The sequence below is a fragment of the Micromonospora marincola genome (assembly GCF_056150385.1).
On sequence record NZ_JAXCFT010000004.1, the window covers coordinates 129,415 to 152,391 of the forward strand.

At 73.4% G+C, this 22,977-nt stretch carries 24 protein-coding genes; 15 read left to right on the plus strand and 9 right to left on the minus strand.

All coding sequences use genetic code 11. The features are described from left to right. Window positions 1-894: a carbohydrate kinase family protein gene (locus SM450_RS11790; RefSeq protein ID WP_474619759.1), complete on the minus strand. Its 894-nt coding sequence runs from the start codon at window positions 892-894 to the stop codon at window positions 1-3. Beyond that, window positions 891-1,811: a pseudouridine-5'-phosphate glycosidase gene (locus tag SM450_RS11795; RefSeq protein ID WP_474619760.1), complete on the minus strand. Its 921-nt coding sequence runs from the start codon at window positions 1,809-1,811 to the stop codon at window positions 891-893. The genes SM450_RS11790 and SM450_RS11795 overlap by 4 nt, the downstream gene beginning before the upstream one ends. 88 nt (window positions 1,812-1,899) lie before the next feature. Between SM450_RS11795 and SM450_RS11800 the strand changes: the two genes are divergently transcribed. The 3 genes from SM450_RS11800 to SM450_RS11810 all read left to right on the plus strand — a co-directional run bounded on the left by SM450_RS11800 (window position 1,900) and on the right by SM450_RS11810 (window position 4,724). Continuing rightward, window positions 1,900-2,118, plus strand: coding sequence for a DUF3039 domain-containing protein (locus SM450_RS11800; RefSeq protein ID WP_474619761.1), 219 nt, complete (start codon window positions 1,900-1,902; stop codon window positions 2,116-2,118). A gap of 40 nt (window positions 2,119-2,158) precedes the next feature. Then, a complete protein-coding gene (locus SM450_RS11805) occupies window positions 2,159-2,809 on the plus strand; it encodes a trimeric intracellular cation channel family protein (RefSeq protein ID WP_474619762.1) in 651 nt (216 codons plus the stop codon). A 181-nt stretch (window positions 2,810-2,990) separates the two neighbouring features. After that, on the plus strand, window positions 2,991-4,724 hold the full coding sequence (locus tag SM450_RS11810; RefSeq protein WP_474619763.1) for a DEAD/DEAH box helicase: 1,734 nt from the start codon (window positions 2,991-2,993) through the stop codon (window positions 4,722-4,724). A 142-nt stretch (window positions 4,725-4,866) separates the two neighbouring features. On the opposite strand, the gene SM450_RS11815 is transcribed toward SM450_RS11810, so the two are convergent. Together SM450_RS11815 and SM450_RS11820 are read right to left on the minus strand one after the other, a co-directional pair. After that, window positions 4,867-5,100 carry a DUF7455 domain-containing protein gene (locus tag SM450_RS11815; RefSeq protein ID WP_091070720.1) on the minus strand — a complete coding sequence of 78 codons (234 nt, stop codon included), beginning with the start codon at window positions 5,098-5,100 and terminating at the stop codon, window positions 4,867-4,869. Between the two features lie 247 nt (window positions 5,101-5,347). Next, a complete protein-coding gene (locus SM450_RS11820) occupies window positions 5,348-6,943 on the minus strand; it encodes an RNA polymerase sigma factor (RefSeq protein WP_474619764.1) in 1,596 nt (531 codons plus the stop codon). A 286-nt stretch (window positions 6,944-7,229) separates the two neighbouring features. On the opposite strand from SM450_RS11820, the gene SM450_RS11825 reads away from it, so the two are divergent. Beyond that, window positions 7,230-8,051, plus strand: a complete 822-nt coding sequence (locus SM450_RS11825; protein WP_474619765.1) for an inositol monophosphatase family protein — start codon at window positions 7,230-7,232, stop codon at window positions 8,049-8,051. Window positions 8,052-8,129: 78 nt separating this feature from the next. On the opposite strand, the gene SM450_RS11830 is transcribed toward SM450_RS11825, so the two are convergent. Next, window positions 8,130-8,645, minus strand: a complete 516-nt coding sequence (locus SM450_RS11830; RefSeq protein WP_474620062.1) for a LytR C-terminal domain-containing protein — start codon at window positions 8,643-8,645, stop codon at window positions 8,130-8,132. 437 nt (window positions 8,646-9,082) lie between these two features. Between SM450_RS11830 and SM450_RS11835 the strand changes: the two genes are divergently transcribed. Beyond that, window positions 9,083-9,379 carry a DUF4193 domain-containing protein gene (locus SM450_RS11835; RefSeq protein ID WP_013284790.1) on the plus strand — a complete coding sequence of 99 codons (297 nt, stop codon included), beginning with the start codon at window positions 9,083-9,085 and terminating at the stop codon, window positions 9,377-9,379. Between the two features lie 210 nt (window positions 9,380-9,589). Beyond that, window positions 9,590-10,318 carry a hypothetical protein gene (locus tag SM450_RS11840; protein ID WP_474620063.1) on the plus strand — a complete coding sequence of 243 codons (729 nt, stop codon included), beginning with the start codon at window positions 9,590-9,592 and terminating at the stop codon, window positions 10,316-10,318. A 113-nt stretch (window positions 10,319-10,431) separates the two neighbouring features. On the opposite strand, the gene SM450_RS11845 is transcribed toward SM450_RS11840, so the two are convergent. Beyond that, window positions 10,432-10,923, minus strand: a complete 492-nt coding sequence (locus SM450_RS11845; protein ID WP_474619766.1) for a DUF3093 domain-containing protein — start codon at window positions 10,921-10,923, stop codon at window positions 10,432-10,434. A gap of 85 nt (window positions 10,924-11,008) precedes the next feature. Between SM450_RS11845 and dut the strand changes: the two genes are divergently transcribed. From dut to SM450_RS11865, 4 genes are all read left to right on the plus strand, one after another. Further along, window positions 11,009-11,506, plus strand: a complete 498-nt coding sequence (gene dut / locus SM450_RS11850; RefSeq protein ID WP_474620064.1) for a dUTP diphosphatase — start codon at window positions 11,009-11,011, stop codon at window positions 11,504-11,506. Between the two features lie 25 nt (window positions 11,507-11,531). Further along, on the plus strand, window positions 11,532-12,167 hold the full coding sequence (locus SM450_RS11855; protein WP_474619767.1) for a DUF3710 domain-containing protein: 636 nt from the start codon (window positions 11,532-11,534) through the stop codon (window positions 12,165-12,167). Window positions 12,168-12,336: 169 nt separating this feature from the next. Continuing rightward, window positions 12,337-12,717: an OB-fold nucleic acid binding domain-containing protein gene (locus tag SM450_RS11860; protein WP_474619768.1), complete on the plus strand. Its 381-nt coding sequence runs from the start codon at window positions 12,337-12,339 to the stop codon at window positions 12,715-12,717. After that, window positions 12,714-13,403 carry a DUF3159 domain-containing protein gene (locus SM450_RS11865; protein ID WP_474619769.1) on the plus strand — a complete coding sequence of 230 codons (690 nt, stop codon included), beginning with the start codon at window positions 12,714-12,716 and terminating at the stop codon, window positions 13,401-13,403. The genes SM450_RS11860 and SM450_RS11865 overlap by 4 nt, the downstream gene beginning before the upstream one ends. A 15-nt stretch (window positions 13,404-13,418) precedes the next feature. Here the strand turns inward: SM450_RS11865 and SM450_RS11870 are convergent, their stop codons facing one another. Next, window positions 13,419-14,108: a potassium channel family protein gene (locus SM450_RS11870; RefSeq protein WP_474619770.1), complete on the minus strand. Its 690-nt coding sequence runs from the start codon at window positions 14,106-14,108 to the stop codon at window positions 13,419-13,421. 3 nt (window positions 14,109-14,111) lie between these two features. Then, window positions 14,112-14,777: a potassium channel family protein gene (locus SM450_RS11875; protein WP_474619771.1), complete on the minus strand. Its 666-nt coding sequence runs from the start codon at window positions 14,775-14,777 to the stop codon at window positions 14,112-14,114. 157 nt (window positions 14,778-14,934) lie between these two features. On the opposite strand from SM450_RS11875, the gene SM450_RS11880 reads away from it, so the two are divergent. From SM450_RS11880 to SM450_RS11900, 5 genes are all read left to right on the plus strand, one after another. Next, a complete protein-coding gene (locus tag SM450_RS11880; protein WP_474619772.1) occupies window positions 14,935-16,983 on the plus strand; it encodes an APC family permease in 2,049 nt (682 codons plus the stop codon). Window positions 16,984-17,039: 56 nt separating this feature from the next. Next, on the plus strand, window positions 17,040-18,278 hold the full coding sequence (locus SM450_RS11885) for a class I SAM-dependent RNA methyltransferase (protein ID WP_474619773.1): 1,239 nt from the start codon (window positions 17,040-17,042) through the stop codon (window positions 18,276-18,278). 45 nt (window positions 18,279-18,323) lie between these two features. Continuing rightward, window positions 18,324-19,484: an anhydro-N-acetylmuramic acid kinase gene (locus tag SM450_RS11890; RefSeq protein WP_474619774.1), complete on the plus strand. Its 1,161-nt coding sequence runs from the start codon at window positions 18,324-18,326 to the stop codon at window positions 19,482-19,484. Window positions 19,485-19,532: 48 nt separating this feature from the next. Continuing rightward, window positions 19,533-21,479 (plus strand): 1-deoxy-D-xylulose-5-phosphate synthase, encoded by a 1,947-nt coding sequence (dxs, locus tag SM450_RS11895; protein WP_474619775.1) that lies wholly within the window; start codon window positions 19,533-19,535, stop codon window positions 21,477-21,479. A 161-nt stretch (window positions 21,480-21,640) separates the two neighbouring features. Beyond that, window positions 21,641-21,778: an N-acetyltransferase gene (locus tag SM450_RS11900; RefSeq protein WP_474619776.1), complete on the plus strand. Its 138-nt coding sequence runs from the start codon at window positions 21,641-21,643 to the stop codon at window positions 21,776-21,778. 438 nt (window positions 21,779-22,216) lie between these two features. Here SM450_RS11900 and uppS read toward each other — a convergent pair whose 3' ends face one another. Continuing rightward, the gene (gene uppS, locus SM450_RS11905; protein WP_474619777.1) at window positions 22,217-22,963 is read right to left on the minus strand and encodes a polyprenyl diphosphate synthase; all 747 of its coding nucleotides are present in this window, start codon (window positions 22,961-22,963) and stop codon (window positions 22,217-22,219) included. Between the last annotated feature and the right edge of the window lie 14 nt (window positions 22,964-22,977).

A 22,977-nucleotide genomic window follows, 5' to 3' on the forward strand; every position in this document is an offset into this window, starting at 1 on the left:
TCAGGGCGTGGGTCGGGCGCCCACCGTGGTCACGGCCAGGGCGCCGAGGTCACCGGCGCGGGCCAGGGCGGCGCGCGGATCGGCGCCGGCCAGCCAGGCGGTGAGCAGGCCGGCCGCGAACGCGTCCCCCGCGCCTGTCACGTCCACTACGGCCACCCCGGGCGCCGGGGCCGCCTCCACCCGACCGCCGCGCTCCACCCAGACCGCCCCGGCCGCGCCGCGTTTGACCACCACCCGGTGCGCCACCGAGGTCAACGCCCGCGCCTGCGCCGCCGGATCCAGGCCGCCGGCCAGCACCGTCGCCTCGTCCGTGTTGACAAGCAGCAGGTCGACATCGCGTACCCAGGTCAGGAACGACCCGCCGACGCGCCGCAACGGCGCCGCGGAGGCCGCGTCGACGCTCACGGTCAGCCCGCGCTCGCGGGCGGCGGCCAACGCGCGCAGGCCCGCGCCGCGCGACCCGACGTCCAACAGGGTGTACGCGGACAGGTGCAGATGCCCGGCGTCGGGCGCCGCGGCCAGGGCGGCCTCCACGTGCGCCGCGGTCAGCCGCAGGTTCGCGCCCCGCTGGCTGATCATGGTGCGTTCCCCGTCGTGGGCGAGCACGATCACCGTGCCGGTCGGGTAGCCCTCGTGCCGTTCCACCGCGCAGTCCACGCCGACCCGGGTCAGCTCGGCGACCCGTTCCCGGCCGGGCTCGTCGTCGCCCACGGCGGCCACGAGCGTCACGGCCGCGCCCTGGCCGGCGAGCCAGGCCGCGGTGTTGGCCGCCTGCCCGCCGCCGCTGAACCGGATCCCGGCGGCGGTGTCCGAGCCGGTCGCCAGCGGACCGGACAGCATCGCGACCACGTCGGTGATCACGTCGCCGACGACGACGACGCGCGAGGAACTCATATGGTGCCGGCCGCGGCGACCGCGATCCGCGCGGCCAGGTCGGCGTTGCGCAGGATGATCCGGACGTTCACCGCCAGGCTGGCGCCCTCGGTGGCGGAGTGGAAGTGCGCCAGCAGGAACGGGGTGACGGCCTTGCCGGTGATCCCCTCGCGGGCCAGCGCGGCCAGCCCGGCGGACAGGGTGCGGTCGTGCAGCGCCGGGTCGAGCTGCTCGTCGGCCGGCAGTGGGTTGGCCACCACGAGCGCGCCCCGGTGCACGCCGTGCGCCGCCCGGGCGGCGAGCACGTCTGCCACCCGCTCCGGCGAGTCCACCGACCAGTCCAGGTCGAAGCCGGCGTCGGTGAGATAGAAACCGGGGAACCGGCGGGTGCGGTAGCCCACCACGCCCACCCCAAGCGTCTCCAGCCGTTCCAGGGTGGCGCCGGTGTCGAGGATCGACTTCACCCCGGCGCACACCACCGCGATCGGGGTACGGGCCAGCGTGACCAGGTCGGCCGACTCGTCGAACGTCTGCGCCGCCTCCCGGTGCACGCCGCCCAGCCCACCCGTGGCGAACACCTCGATCCCGGCCGCCGCCGCCACCGCGCTCGTGGCCGCGACAGTGGTCGCGCCGTCCGCGCCGGTCGCCGCCGCCGGCGCCAGGTCGCGGACCGAGAGCTTGCTCACCCCGTCGACCGTGGCGAGGCGGGTGAGCTGGGCGTCGTCCAGGCCCACCCGCAGCTCACCGGCGACCATGCCGATGGTCGCCGGAACCGCGCCCGCGTCGCGTACCGCCTGCTCGATCTGCCGCGCCACGCGCAGGTTGTCCGGTCGGGGGAGTCCGTGCGAGACGATGGTGCTCTCCAGCGCGACGACCGGATGCCCGGCACGCAGGGCGTCGGCCACCTCACCGCCGAGGCTGATGCGAAAGTTGGTCACTTCCGTTACGGTACGGGCCGCCCGCCGGGAGGGCTGTGGTGGACCCGAACCGGCCGGCCTGCGAAACTGGGAAGCCGGAGGTGGGGACGTGAGCACTGAGATTCTCGAACGCCCGGAGCAGAAGGACGCCGACATCGGCCCCGAGATGTTCCACTACGTGCGCAAGGACAGGATCGCCGAGAGCGCGGTCATGGGCACGTTCGTCGTCGCGCTGTGCGGGGAGACCTTCCCGGTGACCAAGGCCGCCAAGCCCGGTTCCCCGGTCTGCCCCAAGTGCAAGGAGATCTACGAGTCCTGGGGCGAGTGACCGCGGGCGGCTCCGCCGCCCGCCCACGTAACCTGCGGCGGTGACCACCTCCACCGCCCTGCTCCTCGCCGACCTCACCGGCGTGGCGGTCTTCGCCGCCTCCGGCGCCTCCGCGGCGGTGGTCAAACGGCTCGACCTGTTCGGAGTGGTCTTCGTCGGCGTGGTCGCCGCCCTCGGCGGCGGCATCTTCCGCGACCTGGTCATCGACGAGGTGCCCCCGCTGGCGTTCGCCGACTGGCGGTACGCGGTCACCGCCGCGGTCGTCGCCGCCGTCGTGTTCCGTCTGCATCCCCAGCTCGCCCGCCTGCGCACCGCCGTGCTGGTGCTCGACGCGGCCGGGCTCGCCCTGTTCACCGTCACCGGCACGCTCAAGGCGCTCGACGCGCACGTGCCGGCCGTCGGCGCCTGCATGATCGGCATGCTCACCGCGATCGGCGGCGGCCTCGGCCGGGACCTGCTCACCGGCGAGATCCCGGTGGTGCTGCGCCGGGAGATCTACGCGGTGGCCGCGCTCGCCGGCTCGATCGTGGTGGCGCTGCTGTCGACGTACGGTCAGGCCACCGCGACGACGCTCACCGGCGCCGCGGTCTTCGTCTTCGGACTGCGGCTGATCTCGCTGCGCCGGCGCTGGTCCGCCCCGGTGGCGACGCTGCGCCCACCGCGCACCGGCGCGCGCGGACCGGAGCTGTAGCGCCCTCCCGCACCGGGTTGGGCGGATGTGACAGGCGTGGCGTCGGGTGGGGCGGAACGGCCCCGCTGGTTATGCTGAGTCGGCCTTCGCGGCACGGGATGCGCGAGGGCGTTTTCCTGGGCGGTGGCCCCCGGTGGCCCCGGTCGGGCCCGTCGCCGCCCGCGGCGGAGAGGAGCTAACCGTGCCACCCCGGTTGCCGGCGCTCGACACGTTCCCGCCCCTGCGTTCCTGGCAACGCAGGGCGATGGTGGAATACCTGCGCCGCCGGGCCGAGGACTTCACCGCGGTCGCCACGCCCGGGGCCGGAAAGACCACCTTCGCCCTGCGGATCGCCGCCGAGCTGCTCGCCGACGGCACCGTCGAGGCGGTCACCGTGGTCGCGCCGACCGAGCACCTGAAGACCCAGTGGGCGCAGGCCGCGGCCCGGGTCGGCATCCAGTTGGATGCCGCGTTCCGCAACGCCGACCTGCACTCCGCCGCCGACTTCCACGGCGCCGTGGTCACGTACGCCCAGGTCGGCATGGCGCCGCAGGTGCACCGGCGGCGCACCATGACCCGCCGGACACTCGTCATCCTCGACGAGATCCACCATGCCGGCGACGCCCGGACCTGGGGCGACGGCGTCAAGGCGGCGTTCGAGCCCGCGGTACGCCGGCTGATGCTCACCGGCACGCCGTTCCGTTCCGACGACAACCCGATCCCGTTCGTCAGTTACGAGCGGGGTGGGGACGGCCTGTTGCGCTCCCGCGCCGACTCCGTCTACGGCTACGCCGACGCGCTGCGCGACGGCGTAGTCCGGCCGGTGCTGTTCCTGGCCTACTCCGGGGAGACCCGGTGGCGCACCAACGCCGGCGACGAGTTGGCCGCCCGGCTGGGCGAGCCGATGACGCAGGACCTGATCGCGCAGGCGTGGCGGACCGCGCTGGACCCGGCCGGTGACTGGATGCCGCAGGTGCTGCGCGCCGCCGACGCCCGGCTGAGCGTGCTGCGGGCCAACGGCATGCCGGACGCGGGGGGCCTGGTGATCGCCAGCGACCAGCAGGTGGCTCGCGCCTACGCGAAGCTGCTGGAGCAGGTGACAGGCGAGAAGGCCGCCGTGGTGCTCTCCGACGACCAGGGCGCGTCCGCCCGGATCGCGACGTTCGCGACGTCCGAGCAGCGGTGGCTGGTGGCGGTGCGGATGGTGTCCGAGGGCGTGGACATCCCCCGGCTGGCCGTCGGGGTCTATGCGACGAGCGCCAGCACCGCGCTCTACTTCGCGCAGGCGATCGGCCGGTTCGTCCGGGCCCGCCGTCCGGGCGAGACCGCCTCGGTGTTCCTGCCGAGCGTGCCGCACCTGCTCGGGCTGGCAAGCGAGATGGAGATCGAGCGGGACCACGTGCTCGGCAAGCCCAAGGACCGCGAGGGCTTCGACGACGACCTGCTGGAGCGCGCCCAGCGCGACGACGGCGCCAGCGGTGAGCTGGAGAAGCGGTTCGCCGCGCTCTCCGCGACCGCCGAGCTGGACCAGGTGATCTTCGACGGCGCGTCGTTCGGCACCGCCGCCCAGGCCGGCACCCCGGAGGAGGAGGAATACCTCGGCCTGCCCGGTCTGCTCACCGCCGACCAGGTTTCGCTGCTGCTGACCAAGCGGCAGGCCGACCAGCTCGCCGCGCAGCGACGCCGGGCGGCCCAACGGGCCGCTGAGCCGGCCGCTGCGGCCCCCGCGGCGGCGCCCCCTCCGATGAGTGCGGCCCAGCGTCGAGTGGCCCTACGGCGGCAACTGAACGCCCTGGTGGCCGCCCGGCACCACCACACCGGCCAGCCACACGGCAAGATCCACGCCGAGCTGCGCCGGATCTGTGGCGGCCCCCCGAGCGCCCAGGCGACCATCGAGCAGCTGGAAGAGCGCATAGCCACCGTGCAGACGCTGTAAGGAGGGGCCCCCTCTTAACGCCTCCGGTAGAGGCGGGGGCCCCGCTTAACACCTGTCACGCCCTGGGCACGACGAACCGGCCGGAGGCACCCGTGGGGGGCTTCTCCGGCCGGTTATGTCGCGTTGCGGATTGTTTGTCGGCTCAGTTCGCCATGAGATCGGTGCCCCGCCAGCTGAACTCCGGGTCCGTCGCGTAGCGCACGGTGATCTTCACGAGATCCTCCGCGTACTTGTTCGCGTGGTGCCCACAGAACACCAGCTCGCTCCCACCCGACAGGGTGATCCGAAGCTTGCCGGCAGCATTACAGCGGTCGCACCGTTCATCGGCGGCCGGGGGGCTCACCGTCTCGGGCGGCGGCGTGAGGGTCGGGGTCATCGCCTTCCTCCTCTGGTCGTCACCGATGAACACACTCGTCGGTCGTTGCTCACCTATCGTGCAACACCCATCTCGGGCCCTGCCTTCCCTGTGTGCCCGCGGGGGACCGAGGTCACACCTGGCGTGGAAGACAGTGTGCCGTGCACCAAGGGTGCCACGTCAACGATCACAAACAGGCAACCGACCGACCAACGATCAGTGTTCTACGGCTGGTGATCAAACCGACACGACTGGTTGACGTGCGCGGTCAGTCCAGGTAGTCGCGGAGCACCTGGGAACGCGAAGGGTGCCGCAACTTGGACATGGTCTTGGATTCGATCTGGCGGATGCGCTCCCGGGTCACGCCGTACACCTGGCCGATCTCGTCCAGGGTGCGCGGCTGGCCGTCGGTGAGACCGAAGCGCAGGCGCACCACACCCGCCTCACGCTCGGACAACGTCTGGAGGACCTGCTGGAGCTGATCCTGGAGCAGCGAGAACGACACGGCGTCGACCGCCACCACGGCCTCGGAGTCCTCGATGAAGTCGCCGAGCTGGCTGTCGCCCTCGTCACCGATGGTCTGGTCGAGCGAGATGGGCTCCCGGGCGTACTGCTGGATCTCCAGCACCTTCTCCGGTGTGATGTCCATCTCCTTCGCAAGCTCCTCCGGGGTGGGCTCGCGGCCCAGATCCTGGAGCAGCTCGCGCTGGATCCGACCGAGCTTGTTGATCACCTCGACCATGTGCACCGGGATGCGGATGGTGCGGGCCTGGTCGGCCATGGCGCGGGTGATGGCCTGGCGGATCCACCAGGTGGCGTAGGTGGAGAACTTGTAGCCCTTGGTGTAGTCGAACTTCTCGACGGCGCGGATCAGGCCGAGGTTGCCCTCCTGGATCAGGTCGAGGAAGGCCATGCCCCGCCCGGTGTAGCGCTTGGCAAGCGAGACCACCAGTCGGAGGTTCGCCTCCAGCAGGTGGTTCTTGGCCCGCTCCCCGTCCCGGGAGATCCACATCAGGTCACGCTGCAGGTCGCGGACGAGTTTCTCCTCGCCCTCGTCGGCGGCGCGTAGCCGCTCCGCCGCGTAGAGGCCGGCCTCGATCCGCTTGGCGAGCTCGACCTCCTGCTCGGCGTTGAGCAGCGGAACCTTGCCGATCTGCTTGAGGTAGGCCCGGACCGAGTCGGCGGAGGCGGTCAGCTCGGCGTCGCGACGCGCCTGCTTGAGCGCCTCGGACTCCTCGTCGTCCCACTCGAAGTCGTTGTCGGTGGCGGAGCTCGCCGCGTCCGCCGCGGCGGCCCGGGCCAGCTCGGCCGGCTCCTCGACCACCACGTCCTCGATCTCGGCGGCCAGCTCCTCCGGGTCGACCTCGCCCTCGGCGCCGGGCTTGCCCGGCTTCGCCGCGGCGGTCTTGGCGGCCACGGTGGCCTTCGTGGCCCGGGTCGTCTTGGTGGCCTTCGCCGGGGCGGCGGCCTTGGCCGCCACCTCGGCGGTGGTGCCGGCGGCCTTGCGCGCCGTCGCCTTGCGGGGCGCCGGAGCGGCGGCCTCCTCGGCGGCGGGCGCCTGCTTGGGGGCGGGCGCGGCGGCCTTCTTGGTGGTCTTGGCGGTGGTGGCCCGGGAAGCCGGAGTGGCGGACCGGGCCGCGGCGACCCGGCGACGGGTGCTGGCGGAGCCGTCCACCACCACCGTCACGCCCGCCTCGGAGAGCGCGCGGAGGATCTTCTTGGCCTGGGCCGGGGTCACCTCGGCGGACTCGACGGTGCGCGCGAGCTGGGCCGACGTGAGCTGGCCGCCGGCGCTCTGCGCGTGGGCGATCAGGGTGTCGGTGAGCGAGCGAACGTCGGCGCCGGTCTGGCGGGGTTCTGTCACGAATGACCTTCCGGAGGCGAAGAGCGAGCACGGCCGGGTCGTCCGGCGCAGCATGAACGGCCGTGCCGGACGAGTCTTTGAGGAACCCCCGTGTCCCGGTCCGTCCGGTCGCTGGCGGTCCGTGGCGCGTGGGCAGGGTGAATTGTAACGCCGTCTGCCGCGATCATCCCGCGCCGCACGGCGTACCGCGGGTCCGGGACCGCCGAATCGGCGCAGATGTGGACTTTGTAAGGATGATAACCACGCGCGAACCGGGCGGACCCGATCGTGCGGGAAGGGGACAAATATGATCACCTCGGCGCCCACGCCGCGGGAACTTCTCACGATCGCCGTCGAGGTGGCCCGGGACGCCGCCGCCACCGCCCGCCGGATGCGCGCCGAGGGCGTCTCGGTGGCCGCCACCAAGAGCACGGTGACCGACGTGGTCACCGCCGCCGACCGGGCGGTGGAGCGGCAGGTGCGGGAGGCGCTGCGGGAGCGGCGGCCCGGCGACGCGGTGCTCGGCGAGGAGTACGGCGCGGGGGCGGCCGGCCCGTCCGCGCCGGACGGGGTGCGCTGGGTCGTCGATCCGATCGACGGCACCGTCAACTACCTCTACGGCCTGCCGTACTGCGCGGTGTCCCTCGCCGCCGAGGTGGGCGGCGAGGTCGTCGCCGGCGTGGTGCGCAACGTGTTCACCGGCGAGGAGTGGACCGCGACCGCCGGCGGCGGAGCCTGGCGGGACGACCGTCGGTTGCGCTGCTCCGCCGAGACCGACCTGGGGCAGGCGCTTGTCGCCACCGGCTTCGGATACGACGCCGGCCGCCGTTCGCACCAGGCCCGGGTCGTCGCCGAGCTGATCGGACACGTGCGGGACATCCGCCGGATGGGCGCGGCGGCGCTCGACCTCTGCCTGGCCGCCGAGGGACGGGTGGACGCCTACTTCGAGAAGGGGCTGGCCGCCTGGGACCTCGCCGCGGGCGGGCTTGTCGCCCGGGAGGCCGGGCTGCTGGTGACCGGACTGTCCGGCCGGCCGGCCGGACCGGACCTGGTGCTCGCCGCGCCGCCGGCGCTGCACGCGCCGCTGCACGCCCGGCTCGCCGACCTGGACGCCGCCGGCGGCCCCTGACCGGGTACGCGCCGACGCGGCCCCCGGCCGGCTTCCGGAGGCCGCGTCGTCACCGGGGCCGGCGGAGCGGCCCGACGGTCACTTCTCGACAGGCATCGGGCACGTCTCGGGCGGAGCCTCGGGAGCGCCCAGGTCACCGAGCGACTGGTTCACCTCGGTGGTGGTGGCCAGCTGCTGGAAGCCGCTGCCGAGGACCACGTCGACGACGTCGTCCTTGCGGTCCGGCTGGAACACCCGCTCGGCGTTGTTGAGGAAGTAGGCCCGCAGCAGGTGGGCCGAACCGACGCCCTTGGGGCCGAAGCGCAGCACCGCCACCCCGTCGACCTCCTTCTGCTCGTTGCCGACCTTCTTGACCTGGAACTTCCGGTTGCGGAAGTCGTCCGCGACGCCGCTGGCCCGGCCGGCCTCGTCGGTCGCGTTGTAGACGTTGATCTTCACGTCCTTCTGCTCGCGCAGCCGCAGGTCGACAAGGGGCCAACCGTCCGGGCAGCCGGCCGCGGTGCCGGCCTTGCCCTGACTGTCGCGGAAGACGGCGACGAACACGAAGACCAGGGCGATGACCGCCAGCAGTCCGACGACAACGAGTGCCCGCACTCGCGCAAAACTCATCCTGGGCGCTCCCCGGACAGTGATTGGGTGGCGGCGGCCGCCGCGGTCGGGCCGCGTCTGTCGGCCGTCCAAGTACGCCGCTGAGGTTAACCCTTGTCCGGCTCCCGCGTGGAAACAGTCCGACATGCCGGCGCGCCACCGGAGGAACGGGTAGGACTACCCCTATCTTCGTGTCGCCTGAGTCACATTGGGAACAACTTCGGGCTTTGGGGCGTACATCTCTCCCGCGAGGGCGGTATACATGCCTCGCCCAAGGGGGGGTAAGGTTCCGCGCTCGCCGGGGGGTTCCGCTCCGGCGAACCCGACCCAACGGTCGTCGGGTCGGGTGCCCGACAGAGATGGTGGCCGGCCAGGGGAACCGAAACGGCGTCGTCCGGCGTTACAACCGGCAGCGACCATATCGATATTGGAGAGTGAAACCGATGGCCACCGACTACGACGCCCCGCGTCGCGACGAGGTCGACCTCGGCGAGGACAGCCTGGAAGAGCTCAAGGCCCGGCGGGTCGACTCACAGTCGGGCGCTGTGGACGTCGACGAGGCTGAAGTGGCCGAGAGCTTCGAGCTGCCCGGCGCCGACCTGGCCGACGAAGAGCTCACGGTCAAGGTGCTCCCGATGCAGCAGGACGAGTTCAGGTGCGCCCGCTGCTTCCTGGTCCACCACCGCAGCCAGCTGGCGGTCGAGCGCAACGGCGACCTGATCTGCCGCGAGTGCGTCTGATCCCGAGCCGGGACACCGGCGGCGGCCTCGTCGACGAGGCCGCCGCTGTTCGAGCTGCCGTGCGCCGGCGGCGGGAAGCTGCTTGACTCGTACGGGCGGCTGCCACGCCGCGCGGAGGAGGGCGGACGGGTGAGCGAGCGCAGCGAGCGGACCGACGAGACCGGTCGGACGCCGGCACCGGAGCCGGGACCGACACCGTCCGGCGCGGAACTGGGCGCCACGGTCGCCGCCCTGACCGCCGACGACATCGCTCCGGCCCGCCGCCGGCAACTGCTGGTCCGGCTGGTCGGCCAGGCCCGCGCTCGCGGCCTCAGCGACCTGTTCAAGCCCAAGGCGGCGCTGCGCTGGATGACGGACACCGTCGCCGAGGTCGCGCCGCACGTGCCGATCCGTGACCTCGCCACGCTGCGGCGGCACTTCCCCGGCCTGGACGACGACGCGCTCGCCGACCGGTTGGTCCGCAACGCGTCCCGGGCCACCGCCGGCATCGGCGCGGCCGGTGGCGGCGTCGCCGCGGTCGAGTGGGCCGTCACGCCCACCCTGCTCTCCGCGCCGGTCCTGCTGGCCGCCGAGACGGTCGCCGTGGTGGCGATCGAGCTGAAACTGATCGGGGAGCTGCACGAACTGCACCGGATGCCGCTGCCCACCGGCGGGACCGCGCGCACCGTGGCGCTCGTGCAGTCCTGGGCCGGCCAGCGGGGGATCAACCCGATGTTGCCCGGCGTCGGGGTGAGCGCCGTGCTGGGCACCGCCGCCCGCCGCGAGTTGCGGGACAGCCTGTTACGCCGGTTCGGCCGCAACCTCACCACGCTCGGACCGTTCCTGACCGGCGCCGCGGTGGCCGGTTACCTCAACCGGCGGGCCACCCGGGCACTCGCCGAGCAACTCCGCAAGGACCTCCGGCACGCCGCCCGAGGGCTCCCCGGCAAGCCGACCTGACCACCCCTACCTTCGAGGGGATGATCATGAAGTTGGCGGCGGCGGGGAGCGCTCTCCCACGCGCTAACTTCATGATCGCCGGCGAGGTCGGCCGAGGACCGGGGTGGGTGAGGTCAGGCCGCGTCGCGGGCGGCCAGCAGCGCGGCGGCCAGCTCCGTCGGGCGCCTGGTGCTGACCACCCAGAACGGGGTGGGATCCGCCGGGTCGTCAAGCACCACCTGGACGGCGCCGCCGATCCACGGGCGCTGCACCACGAAGGCGAGCGGGTCGGCGCCGACGCCGAGCACCTCACGCCGGCCGGCGGCGTCGAGCGGCACCGCGTCCGCGACATACCGCACCGGCAGGCGGGCGTCGTCGACCCACAGCTCGCCGTCGCGTACGGCGACCGGGATCCGGCCCAGCCACCACAGGGCGGCCACCGTGCCGGGAACCAGCAGCAGGAACGGCAGCCAGGCCCGGAGGCCGGTCGCGCCGAGCCACAGCTCGGCGGCGAGCAACCCGGCCACGGCCAGCCCCGCGGGCCAGGCCCACCAGGGCAGCCCGAGACGCTCCGCGTAGGGCGCGGGGGCGGCCGTCGGGGCGGCCGGGGACGACGACTGACGCACAGTGCGAGGGTACGGCGTGCCGCGGGCCGGTCAACCGGCAGGATGGCAGGGTCACCCCGCGAGGACCGGACGGAAGAGGATGACCGTGACAGATGTGGTGCCCGTGCCCGTACGGCAGCTCGACCCCGGGTTGCCGCTGCCGGCGTACTCCCATCCCGGCGATGCCGGCGCGGACCTGGTGGCCGCCGCGGACGTGGAACTGCCGCCCGGCGGCCGGGCCCTGGTGCCCACCGGCGTGGCGGTGGCGTTGCCGCAGGGGTACGTCGGGCTGGTCCATCCCCGGTCGGGGCTGGCCGCCAGGCTCGGCGTGACGGTGCTCAACGCGCCCGGTACGGTCGACGCCGGCTACCGGGGTGAGATCCTGGTCAACCTGATCAACCATGATCGGGACACGCCGGCGCGGATCAGCCGGGGCGACCGGATCGCGCAGCTCGTGGTCCAGCGGGTCGCCCGGGCGGAGTTCGCGCCGGTGGCCGAGCTGCCCACGTCCCGGCGCGGGACCGGTGGGCACGGATCGACCGGCGGGCACGCCGGGCTGGTTCCGGCTCCGGCCGGCGGGCAGAGCGAAGAGGTGGCAGGGTGAGTGCGAACAGCGGAGGGTGGGCGCAGTGATCTTCTCTCGGAAGCGGGCCGACGAGGCGCGTGACAACGGGGTCCTCGACGCCGAGGAGACCCCGGCGGCGCCGGCCCGCGGCCCGTACGACGTCAGCGAGGCGCCCGACGCGCCCCGGCTCGACCTGGGCAGCCTCCAGATCCCGGCGGTGCCGGACGTGGAGGTGCGGGTGCAGGCCGACCCGCAGGGCGTGATCCAGCAGGTGGTGCTGGTGCACGGGCAGAACGCGCTCCAGCTCGGCGTGTTCGCCGCGCCCCGCTCCGAGGGCATCTGGGACGAGGTGCGCGAGGAGATCCGCACGTCGCTCGCGAACGACGGCGCGGTGGCCCAGGAGGTCGAGGGGGAGCGCGGCGCCGAGCTGCGCGCCCGGGTGCGTACCCCGGAGGGGGTGACCGACCTGCGTTTCGTCGGCATCGACGGGCCGCGCTGGATGGTGCGCGGCGTCTTCCAGGGCCAGGCGGCCACCGATCCGGCCGCCTCCGGGCCGCTCACGGCCTGCCTGGACGGCCTGGTGGTGGACCGGGGCCAGGAGGCCAAGCCGGTCCGCGAGCCGCTGCCGCTGCGGCTGCCCCGCGAGGTGGCCGAGCAGCAGGAGGCCGAGCAGCAGGCCGCCGGCGCGCAGGAGGTCTGAGTCACGTCGTGTGGGCCCGGTCCGTCGGCCTCCGCCGCCGGAGCCGGGCCCGTCGCACGCCCGCCCGGGGCGAGCCGCCAGTGCCGCCGGCGGGCCGGATCGGCGTACGCTGGCGGGACGGTTCCGCCGCCCGCGGAGCCCCACCGGTGGAGAGGGTGACGCGGAGGTCATGACGACCGACCAGGGCCGGGTGTCGCTGCGGCGGCTCCTGCAACGGCTCACCGCGAGCGAGGCCGAGATCGAGGCGCAGGAGCTGCGCCGGGAGAGCGCCGAGTCCGGTGGCACCCCGACCCACCAGTGCAGCCGGGGTCAGGTGGTCTCGGTGTCCGGGCGGCTGCGCACGGTGGTCTACACGCCGCGCACCAACCTGCCCACGCTCGAGGCCGACCTCTACGACGGCAACGACGTGGTCACGCTCGTGTGGCTGGGCCGGCGGCACATCGCCGGGGTCGAGCCGGGCCGGCACCTCACCGCCCACGGCCGGGTGGCGGTCCGGGACGACCGCAAGGTGATCTACAACCCGCACTACGAGCTGGAGCCGCCGAAGTGACCACCGGACAGCAGCACACCCCGTCGGGGCTCGACCCGCAGGACGAGGAGCGGCTGCCCAGCATCGCCGAGCAGATGGCCGACCAGCTCGGCGGCTGGCGCGGGCTGGTCGAGTCGAGCATCCCGGTGGTGGTCTTCGTGATCGCCAACGTGCTGGGCGAGCTGCGGCCCGCACTGGTCGCGGCCATCGCGGTGGCGTTGCTGATCGCCGTGCTGCGCCTGGTGCAGCGCAAGCCGGTGCGGCACGCCGTCAACGGGCTGTTCGGCATCGGCTTCGGCGCGCTGTTGGCCCTGCGGACCGGCGACGAGCGCGACTTCTATCTGCCCGGCATCCTCTTCGGCATCGCATACGGCCTGGCGCTGCTGCTCTCGGCCGCGATCCGGCAGCCGATCGTCGGCTGGCTCTGGTCGGTGCTTGTGGCCAAGGGGCGCTCCGAGTGGCGCGACGACCCCAAGCTGGTGCGCACGTTCACCCAGCTCACCGTGCTCTGGGGCGTGGTGTGGCTGGCCAAGGTCGGCGTGCAGGCCGGGCTCTACCTGGCCCACCAGGACACCGCGCTCGGCGTCGCCCGGCTCGCCCTGGGCTACCCGCCGTACGCGCTGCTGCTGCTGATCACGGTCTGGGTGGTGCGCCGGGTCACCCGGGAGGGCACCACCACGACCGCCGCCCCGCTGCCGGGGGCCTGAGCCCTCCGCCGTCCGTCAGGCGCGTCCGCGCTGCCGGTCGGTGCTCTCCGGGCCGAGGATCACCGCGCGCACCTCGTCCTCCACCTCGGCCGTGCAGACGAACACCAGCTCGTCGCCGGCCTCGATCGGGTCGTCCGGGGTGGGCACCAGCACCCGCTTGCCGCGCAGGATCGCCACAAGCGCCGCGTCCCGGGGGATCGGCACCGCGTGGATCGGCTGCCCGACGTAGGGCGCGGTCGGCGGCAGGGTGATCTCGACCAGGTTGGCCTCGCCCTGCCGGAACGTCATCAGCCGGACCAGGTCGCCGACGGTGACCGCCTCCTCGACCAGCGCCGCCATCACCCGCGGCTTGCTGACCGCGACGTCCACGCCCCACTGCTCGGTGAAGAGCCACTCGTTCTCCGCCCGGTTGACCCGGGCCACCACCCGGGGCACCGCGAACTCGGTCTTGGCCAGCAGCGAGACGACCAGGTTGACCTTGTCATCGCCGGTGGCCGCCACCACCACGTCGCAGCCGGCCACGTCGGCCTCCTCCAGGCTTGCCAGCTCGCACGCGTCGGCGAGCACCCAGTCGGCGGTCGGCACCCGGTCGGGCCGCAGCATCTTGGGCTGCCGCTCGATCAGCATCACCTGGTGGCCGTTGTCGATCAGCTCCTGGGCGATCGAGCGGCCCACGTTCCCGGCGCCGGCGATGGCGATCCGCATGGCTCAGAGCCCCCCTTCCGGCGGCGCCGCCGCCGCCGACGTGACCGAGGCGACGATGTCGTCGGTCACCAGCATGAAGACCTGGTCGCCTTCCTGCACCACGGAAGAGGCGGTGGGCAGGGTGCCGATCCCGAACCGGGTCAGGTAGGCCACCCGGGCGCCGGTGGACTCCTCAAGCAGCCGCAGCGGCCGGCCGATCCAGTCCTTGTGCACCGGCACCTCGATGATCGACACCGTGCTGGTGAGGTCCCGGAAGATCTCCACGTTGCCCTCGGGGACCAGATGGCGCAGCATCCGGTCGGCGGTCCACCTGACGGTCGCCACGGTCGGGATGCCGAGGCGCTCGTAGACCTGGGCGCGGCGCTGGTCGTAGATGCGGGCCGCGACCCGGGACACGCCGAACGTCTCCCGGGCCAGCCGGGCCGAGATGATGTTCGAGTTGTCGCCGCTGGAGACCGCGGCGAACGCGTCGGCCCGCTCGATGCCGGCCTCGCGCAGCACCTCGCCGTCGAAGCCGGCGCCGGTGACCGTGATGCCGGCGAAGTCGGGCCCGAGGCGGCGGAACGCGTCCGCGTCCTGGTCGATCACCGCCACCGAGTGCCCCCGGGACTCCAGGCTCTGCGCGAGGGTCGACCCGACCCGGCCACAGCCCATGATCACGACATGCACGGTGTCCGCTCCTCCCACGGTGCCGCCCGCCGACCCGTCGTCTGCGAGCCTGCCACGTCCCCGTCCCCACCGGGGCACCGACCGTACCGTGCGGGCGCGCGCGGGGGTCATCAGCCACCCCACCGTCCCGCCCCCGGTGGCCGTACGCTTCACGGTTGTGGCCAGCCCCACCTCGCTGCTGAAGCGACTCCTCCTCGGTCGACCGTTCCGGTCCGACCGCCTCCAGCACACGTTGCTGCCGAAACGCATCGCGCTGCCGGTCTTCGCCTCCGACGCGCTCTCGTCCGTGGCGTACGCCCCGGACGAGATCCTGCTGACGCTCTCCATCGCTGGCGCCTCGGCGTTCATCTTCTCGCCGTGGATCGCCCTCGCCGTCGTCGTGGTGATGCTGACCGTGGTGGCGAGCTACCGGCAGAACGTGCACGCCTACCCCTCCGGCGGCGGCGACTACGAGGTGGCCACCGTCAACCTGGGGCCACGGGCCGGCCTCGCGGTGGCGAGCGCGCTGCTCGTCGACTACGTGCTCACCGTGGCGGTGTCGGTCTCCTCCGGGGTGGCGAACCTAGGCTCGGTGGTGCCGTTCGTAGCCACCCACAAGGTGCTCGTCGCGGTCACCGCGGTGGTGCTGCTCACCGCGATCAACCTGCGCGGCCTGCGCGAGTCGGGCACCGCGTTCGCCATCCCCACCTACGGCTTCGTCATCGTCATCGGCGGCATGCTGCTCACCGGGGTCGTGCGGATCTTCGTGCTCGGCGACGACCTCCGCGCGCCGAGCGCCGGCCTGGAGATCCACGCCGAGCACAGCGTGACCGGCTTCGCGCTGATCTTCCTGCTGCTCCGCACGTTCTCCTCCGGCTGCGCGGCGCTCACCGGCGTGGAGGCGATCTCCAACGGGGTGCCGGCGTTCAAGACGCCGAAGTCGAAGAACGCGGCCACCACGCTCCTGCTGCTCGGCATCATCGCGGTCGCCATGCTCGTCGGCATCATCGCGCTGGCACGCCGGACCGGCCTCCAGTTCGTCGAGAGCCCGAGCCAGATCGTCTCCGGGCCGGACGGGTACGTGCAGAAGACGGTGACCGTACAGCTCGGCGAGACCGTGTTCGGCGGCGGCTCGGTGCTGCTCTACGTGGTCGCCGGGATGACCGCGCTGATCCTGTTCCTGGCCGCGAACACCGCGTTCAACGGTTTCCCGGTGCTCGGCTCGATCCTGGCGCAGGACCGCTACCTGCCGCGCCAACTGCACACCCGGGGCGACCGGCTGGCGTTCTCCAACGGCATCGTCTTCCTCGCCGTCTCCGCCGTGGTGCTTATCGTCGGCTTCCAGGCCGAGGTGACCCGGCTCATCCAGCTCTACATCGTCGGTGTGTTCGTCTCGTTCACGCTCTCCCAGGCCGGCATGATCCGGCACTGGAACCGGCACCTGCGCAACGAGCGGGATCCGGAAGCGCGGCGGCGGATGGTCCGCTCCCGGGCGATCAACGCGTTCGGCATGGTCATGACCGGCGTGGTGCTGGTCATCGTGCTGCTCACCAAGTTCCTGCTCGGCGCGTGGATCGCGATCGCGGCGATGGCGGTGATGTACGTGGTCATGCTCGGCATCCGCCGCCACTACGACCGGATCGCCGCCGAGCTGGAGCCGACCGAGCAGCGGGCCGTCCTGCCGGCCCGCAACCACGCCATCGTGCTTGTCAGCAAGCTGCACAAGCCCACGCTGCGGGCCGTCGCGTACGCCCGGGCCACCCGGCCGGACACGCTCACCGCGGTCACCGTCAACGTCGACGAGAACGACACCCGGGACCTCCAGGCCGACTGGGAGCGGCGGGAGCTGCCGGTGCCGCTCACCGTGATCGACTCCCCGTACCGGGAGATCACCCGGCCGATCCTCAACTTCGTCGCCTCGGTCCGCCGTGACTCACCGCGCGACGTGGTCACCGTCTTCATCCCCGAGTACGTGGTGGGCCGCTGGTGGGAGAACCTGCTGCACAACCAGAGCGCGCTGCGGCTCAAGGGCCGGCTGCTGTTCGAGCCGGGGGTGATGGTGACGAGCGTGCCGTGGCAGCTCGCGTCCACCGCCAGCAAGAACCTGGACCGCCTCGACGCCACGCTCAGCCGCGGCCCGGCCCGCGGCCCCCGGGTGGCGCCGCAGAGCACCCTGCCGCCGCCGGTCAGCACCACGCCCCCGGCCGAGCGGGAGGGCCGGCCGTGAGCGCGAGGAGTGAGCCGGGTTTGCGAGCCCCGCAGTCGCGAGCGAAGGGCGATGCCGTGAGTGAGCCGTCACGTCCCGGGCTGGCGGAGGCCGAGCGGGTCGAGCTGACCGTCGACGCGGTCGCCCCCGGTGGGCACTGCGTGGCCCGGGTCGGCGGCCAGGTGGTCTTCGTCCGGCACGCGCTACCCGGCGAGCGGGTGGTGGCCGAGGTGACCGAGCTGCACCGGGGCTTCGCCCGCGCCGACGCGGTGGAGATCCTCACCGCCGCGCCGGACCGGGTCACCCCGCCCTGCCCGTACGCCCGGCCGGGCGCCTGCGGCGGCTGCGACCTGCAGCACGTCGCCCCGGCCGCCCAGCTCGACTGGAAGGTCGCAGTGGTGCGCGAGCAGCTCACCCGGCTGGGCGGCCTCACCGACGAGCGGGTGGACGCGCTCGGCGTCCGGGTCGAGGCGTTGCCCGGCGGGTCGCTGGGCTGGCGCTCCCGGGTCCGCTACGCGGTCGACGCCGCCGGCCGGGCCGGGCTGCTCAAGCACCGCTCGCACGAGGTGGTGCCGATCGACCGCTGCCTGATCGCCCATCCGGCCCTCCAGGAACTGCCGGTGCTCCCGGTCACCGGGGTCCGCTGGCCGGACGCCGACGCGGTGGAGACGGTCGCCAGCACCGGCGGGGACGTCGCCGTCGTGGCGTACGCCGACGGGGTCGCCACCGCTGTGCGCGGGCCGGAGCGGGTCCGGGAGACAGCGGCCGGGCGGTCGTTCACGCTGCCCGCGTCCGGCTTCTGGCAGGTGCACCCGGCCGCCGCGGACGCCCTGGTCGGCGCCGTTCTCGACCTGCTCGACCCGCGGCCCGGCGAGACCGCCTGGGATCTGTACGGCGGGGCCGGGCTGTTCGCCGCCGCGCTCGCCGGCCGGGTCGAGGGGGCCCGGGTCACGGTGGTCGAGTCGGCCCCGGACGGGGTGGCGGCGGCCCGGACGAACCTGGCCGACCTGGCCGCCGTCGAGGTGGTCGCGGCGCGGGTGGAGACCGCGCTGGCCCGCCGCCGGATCACCGGCCCGGTCGACCTGGTGGTGCTCGATCCGCCGCGCTCCGGCGCGGGCGCGGCGGTGGTGCGCGGCGTGGTGGCCGCCGGGCCGCGCGCGGTGGCGTACGTGGCCTGCGACCCGGCCGCCTTCGCCCGGGACGTGCGCACGTTCGCCGAGGCGGGCTGGCGGCTGACCGAGTTGCGCGGGTTTGACCTGTTCCCGATGACCCAGCACGTGGAGCTGGTCGGCCTGTTCCTGCCCCCGGCGCGTTAAGCGGGGGCCCTTCCTCTACCGGAAACGTTAAAAGGGGGCCCCTCCTTGCGCATCGTCGGGTTGATGTCGGGGACGTCGTACGACGGCGTCGACGTCGTCGCGGGAGAGTTCCGCCTCGACGGGGAGACGCTGCGGCTGCGTCCGCTCGGGCACCGTGAGATCGCCTACCCGGACGAGTTGCGGGCCGGGATCGAGGCGCTGCTGCCGCCGGCGGCCACCACGATCGAGGCGGTCTGCCGGCTGGACAACCGCCTCGGCGAGGTGTTCGCCGAGGCGGCAGCCGTCGGCGTCGAACTGGCCGGCGGCGCGGCCGACGCGGTCGTCTCGCCCGGGCAGACCGTCTTCCACTGGGTCGAGGGCGGCCGGGCGCGCGGCACCCTCCAGCTCGGCGCGCCGGCCCGGGTGGCCGCGCGGGTCGGCGTACCGGTGCTGCACGACCTGCGCTCGGCGGACGTGGCGGCCGGCGGGCAGGGCGCGCCGCTGGTCCCGGCGTTCGACGCGCTGCTGCTGGACGCCGGCACCTCCCCGCGCGCCGCCCTCAACCTGGGCGGGATCGCGAACCTCACCGTGGTCGCGCCCGGGGCGCCGGTCCTCGGGTACGACGTGGGCCCGGCCAACGCGCTGCTTGACGCCGCCGCCCGCCGCCTCCTGGGCCGGCCGTGTGACGTCGACGGGGCACGGGCCGCGGCCGGCCGGGTGCACGGGGCGCTGCTGGCCCGACTGCTCGCCGAGCCCTACTACGCCGCGCCACCGCCCAAGTCGACGGGCAAGGAGCTGTTCCACGGCGGCTACCTGGACGCCGCGCTTGCCGCCCTCGGTGAGCCGGTGACCGCCGACGACGTGCTCGCCACGCTCACCGAGCTGACCGCCCGCACGGTAGCCGACGCCTGCGACAGGCACCGGGTCACCGAGGTGGTGGCCGCCGGTGGGGGAGTGCGTAATCCCACACTCCGGACACGGCTGGCCGCGCTCGGGGCCGGGCGCTGGCGGCTGCGCCTCACCGACGAGCTGGGCGTGCCGGCCCAGGCCAAGGAGGCGTACGCGTTCGCGCTTCTGGGCTGGCTGAGCTGGCACGGGCTGCCCGGGGCGGTGCCCTCGGTGACAGGCGCGTCCCGGGCCGCCGTGCTCGGCTCCTGGACCCCGTCCGGGCCACCGTTCGCCGCGCCCCGGCCGACGCCGCCGCGCCGGCTGGTGGTGGCGTCCTGAGCCACGGCTCGGCTGCGGACTGTGCCACGGCCGATAGACTCTCCGGTCATGAGTGTTGAAGAGGGCACGGCCAACCACGGTCGGCTGCTGGGCACCGTCCGTGGCCCGCAGGACGTGAAGCGGATGACCGCCGAGCAGCTGGACATCCTCGGCGCCGAGATCCGTGACTTCCTGATCGCCAAGGTCTCCCGCACCGGCGGACACATCGGCCCCAACCTCGGCGTCGTCGAGCTCACGCTGGCCATGCACCGGGTGTTCGACTCCCCGCGCGACCGGCTCCTCTTCGACACCGGCCACCAGGCGTACGTGCACAAGATCCTCACCGGCCGGCAGGACGGTTTCGACAAGCTCCGCCAGCGCGGTGGCCTCTCCGGCTATCCCAGCCAGGCGGAGAGCGAGCACGACCTGGTGGAGAACTCGCACGCCTCCACCGCCCTGTCCTACGCCGACGGCCTGGCCAAGGCGTACGCGCTGCGTGGCGAGAAGCGGTCCGTGGTGGCCGTGGTCGGCGACGGCGCGCTCACCGGCGGCATGTGCTGGGAGGCGTTGAACAACATCGCCACCGCCGGCAACCCGCTGATCATCGTGGTCAACGACAACGGCCGGTCCTACTCGCCCACCATCGGCGGCCTCGCCGACCACCTGTCGTCGCTGCGGCTCAACCCCGGCTACGAGAAGGTGCTCGACACCGTCAAGGACGCGCTCGGCAACACCCCGTTCGTCGGCAAGCCGATGTACGAGGTGCTGCACGCGGTCAAGAAGGGCATCAAGGACGCGGTCGCCCCGCAGGCCATGTTCGAGGACCTCGGCATCAAGTACGTCGGCCCGGTCGACGGTCACGACGTGCCGGCGGTCGAGGCGGCGCTGCGCGCGGCGAAGAACTTCGGCGGCCCGGTGATCGTGCACGCGGTCACCCGCAAGGGCTACGGCTACCGGCCCGCCGAGGACGACGAGGCCGACTGCCTGCACGGCCCCGGCGGCGCGTTCGACGTCGAGACCGGCCAGCTCGTCGCCGCACCGTCGGTGAAGTGGACCCACATCTTCGCGAACGAGCTGGTGACGATCGCCGACGAGCGCCCCGACGTGGTCGGCATCACCGCCGCCATGGCGGAGCCGACAGGCATCGCCGCGCTGGCCCGCAAGTACCCCGAGCGGGTCTACGACGTGGGCATCGCCGAGCAGCACGCGGCCACCTCCGCCGCCGGCCTGGCCATGGGCGGCCTGCACCCGGTGGTCGCGGTCTACGCCACGTTCCTCAACCGCGCCTTCGACCAGGTCCTGCTGGACGTGGCGATGCACAGGCTGCCGGTCACGTTCGTGCTGGACCGGGCCGGCATCACCGGCCCCGACGGGCCCAGCCACTACGGCATCTGGGACATGTCGGTCTTCGGCGTGGTGCCGGGCCTGCGGATCGCCGCGCCCCGCGACTCGGTCACGCTCCGCGAGGAGCTGCGCGAGGCGATCGCCGTCGACGACGGCCCGACCATCCTGCGCTTCCCGACCGGCACCGTCGCCGCCGACCTGCCGGCCGTACGCCGGGTCGGCCCGGTCGACGTGCTTGCCGAGTCCGCGCGTACCGACGTGCTGCTTGTCGCGGTCGGCTCCTTCGCCGGCCTCGGCATGGAGGTCGCCGCCCGGGTCGCCGAGCAGGGCTACGGCGTCACAGTGGTCGACCCGCGCTGGGTCCGCCCGGTCCCGGCCGAACTGGTCGAGCTGGCCGCCGGGCACCGGCTCGTGGTCACCGTCGAGGACGGCGTCCGGGTCGGCGGCGTCGGCTCCGCGCTGGCCCAGGCGATGCGGGACGCCGACGTCCGCGTACCGGTCCGGGACCTCGGCGTACCGGCCGGCTGGCACCCGCACGGCACCCGCGCGCAGATCCTGTCCGACCTGGGGCTGACCGCGCAGGACGTGGCCCGCGACGTCACCGGCTGGATCTCCGGCCTGGACGCCGCCCCGGTCGACCCGGCCACCGACGGGGCACGCGCGCAGAACTGATCCGCCGGGCGGTCCCGCTCCTTGGTGCCGCCCGAGCGTATTCCGGTCACGGTGCTCGGGCGGTCCCGCTTCCCGCCCGAGCGCTTTTCCGGTCATCGGCTGCGGGGTGCCGCCAGATCGCCGACGTGGCGGTATCGAGGTGGCCGCGAAAGGGGCTGTCCGTGGGCGTGCTGGAGGTGTGGGAGCGCAACGACCGCGCCCGCGCCCTCTACGCCCGACTCGGCTGGCACCTGGACGGCACCACCCGACCGGGACCTGCCGCCGCCCCCTACCTGGGCATGCGGCGTTCCTGCTCCTGACCGCCGAGTTGCGGAGCCCGCGGTCGGGGCTACCTGCCTCGTGCCCGTGCCGCCACGCCGAGCGCCCTCCGCCGGTCCTCCCGCGCGTTTCCCGATCCGCGCGCTCGTGCCGTTCGTCTCGCGCCTCATGCCGGTACCCACCCCCACCCCTCCCGCTCGCCCCCGCATCCGTGCCTCCTGCTCGTACCTGTGTCGCGTGCCTCTCCACCGCTCGGGCTCAGGCCAACGCCCTCGATCATGGAGTTGTGGCGCCCGCGATGTCCCTTAATCCCGACATCGGAGGTGCCACAAGTCCAAGATCGACGTCGCGCAGCCATTCGGTGGCCGGCGATCTCAGGGATCATGAGGTTGGCTGGCCCCGCCGTCCGATTTGTCGCCGCCAACTTCATGATCGACGCTTCCCGGCCGGCCGGCCGGGGGCGGGTGGATCAGGGTGGGTCAGGGGCGGGTGGTGTAGGTGCGGAGGGCTCGGAGGAAGTCGAGTTTGCGGAAGCCGGGCCAGTAGACGTCGCAGAAGTACAGTTCCGAGTGGACGGCCTGCCAGAGCAGGAAGCCGGACATCCGCCGCTCCCCGCTGGTGCGGATGACCAGGTCGGGATGAGGTCGGTCGCCGGTGTAGAGGTGCGCGCCGATGGCCTCCTCGGTGAGGTGGTCGGCCACCTCGCTGAGTGTGGCGCCGGTCTCCGCCGCCTGGTGCAGGAGACTCCGGACCGCGTCGGTGATTTCCACGCGGCCGTCGTAGCCGATCGCGACGGTGAGGTGGAAGCCCCGGTTCCGGTCGCGGGTGGCGTCCTCGGCCAGCTCCAGCGCGTGGCGGGTCGAGTCGGGCAGGACGTCGGTGCGGCCGGCCACGTGCAGCCGCCACGGGCTGGCCGGGCGGAGCAGCGGCTCGGCGATCACCTCCTCGACCAGCCGCATCAGGTGGGCCACCTCGGTCGAGCCGCGCTTGCGCACGTTGTCGACGGAGGCGACGAACAGGGTGATCTGGCGGATGCCCAGTTCGGCGCACCAGCCGGCCACCTCGTGCAGGTGCGCCGCGCCGTACCGGTGGCCCACCGACGGGTCGTCGAAGCCCATCTGCCGTGCCCACCGGCGGTTGCCGTCCATCACCATCGCCACGTGCCGGGGCAACGCCGCGTCCACGAGCCCCGCCCGTAGCCGCCGGGCGTGCAGCCGGCGGATCACCCCGGTCAGCATGG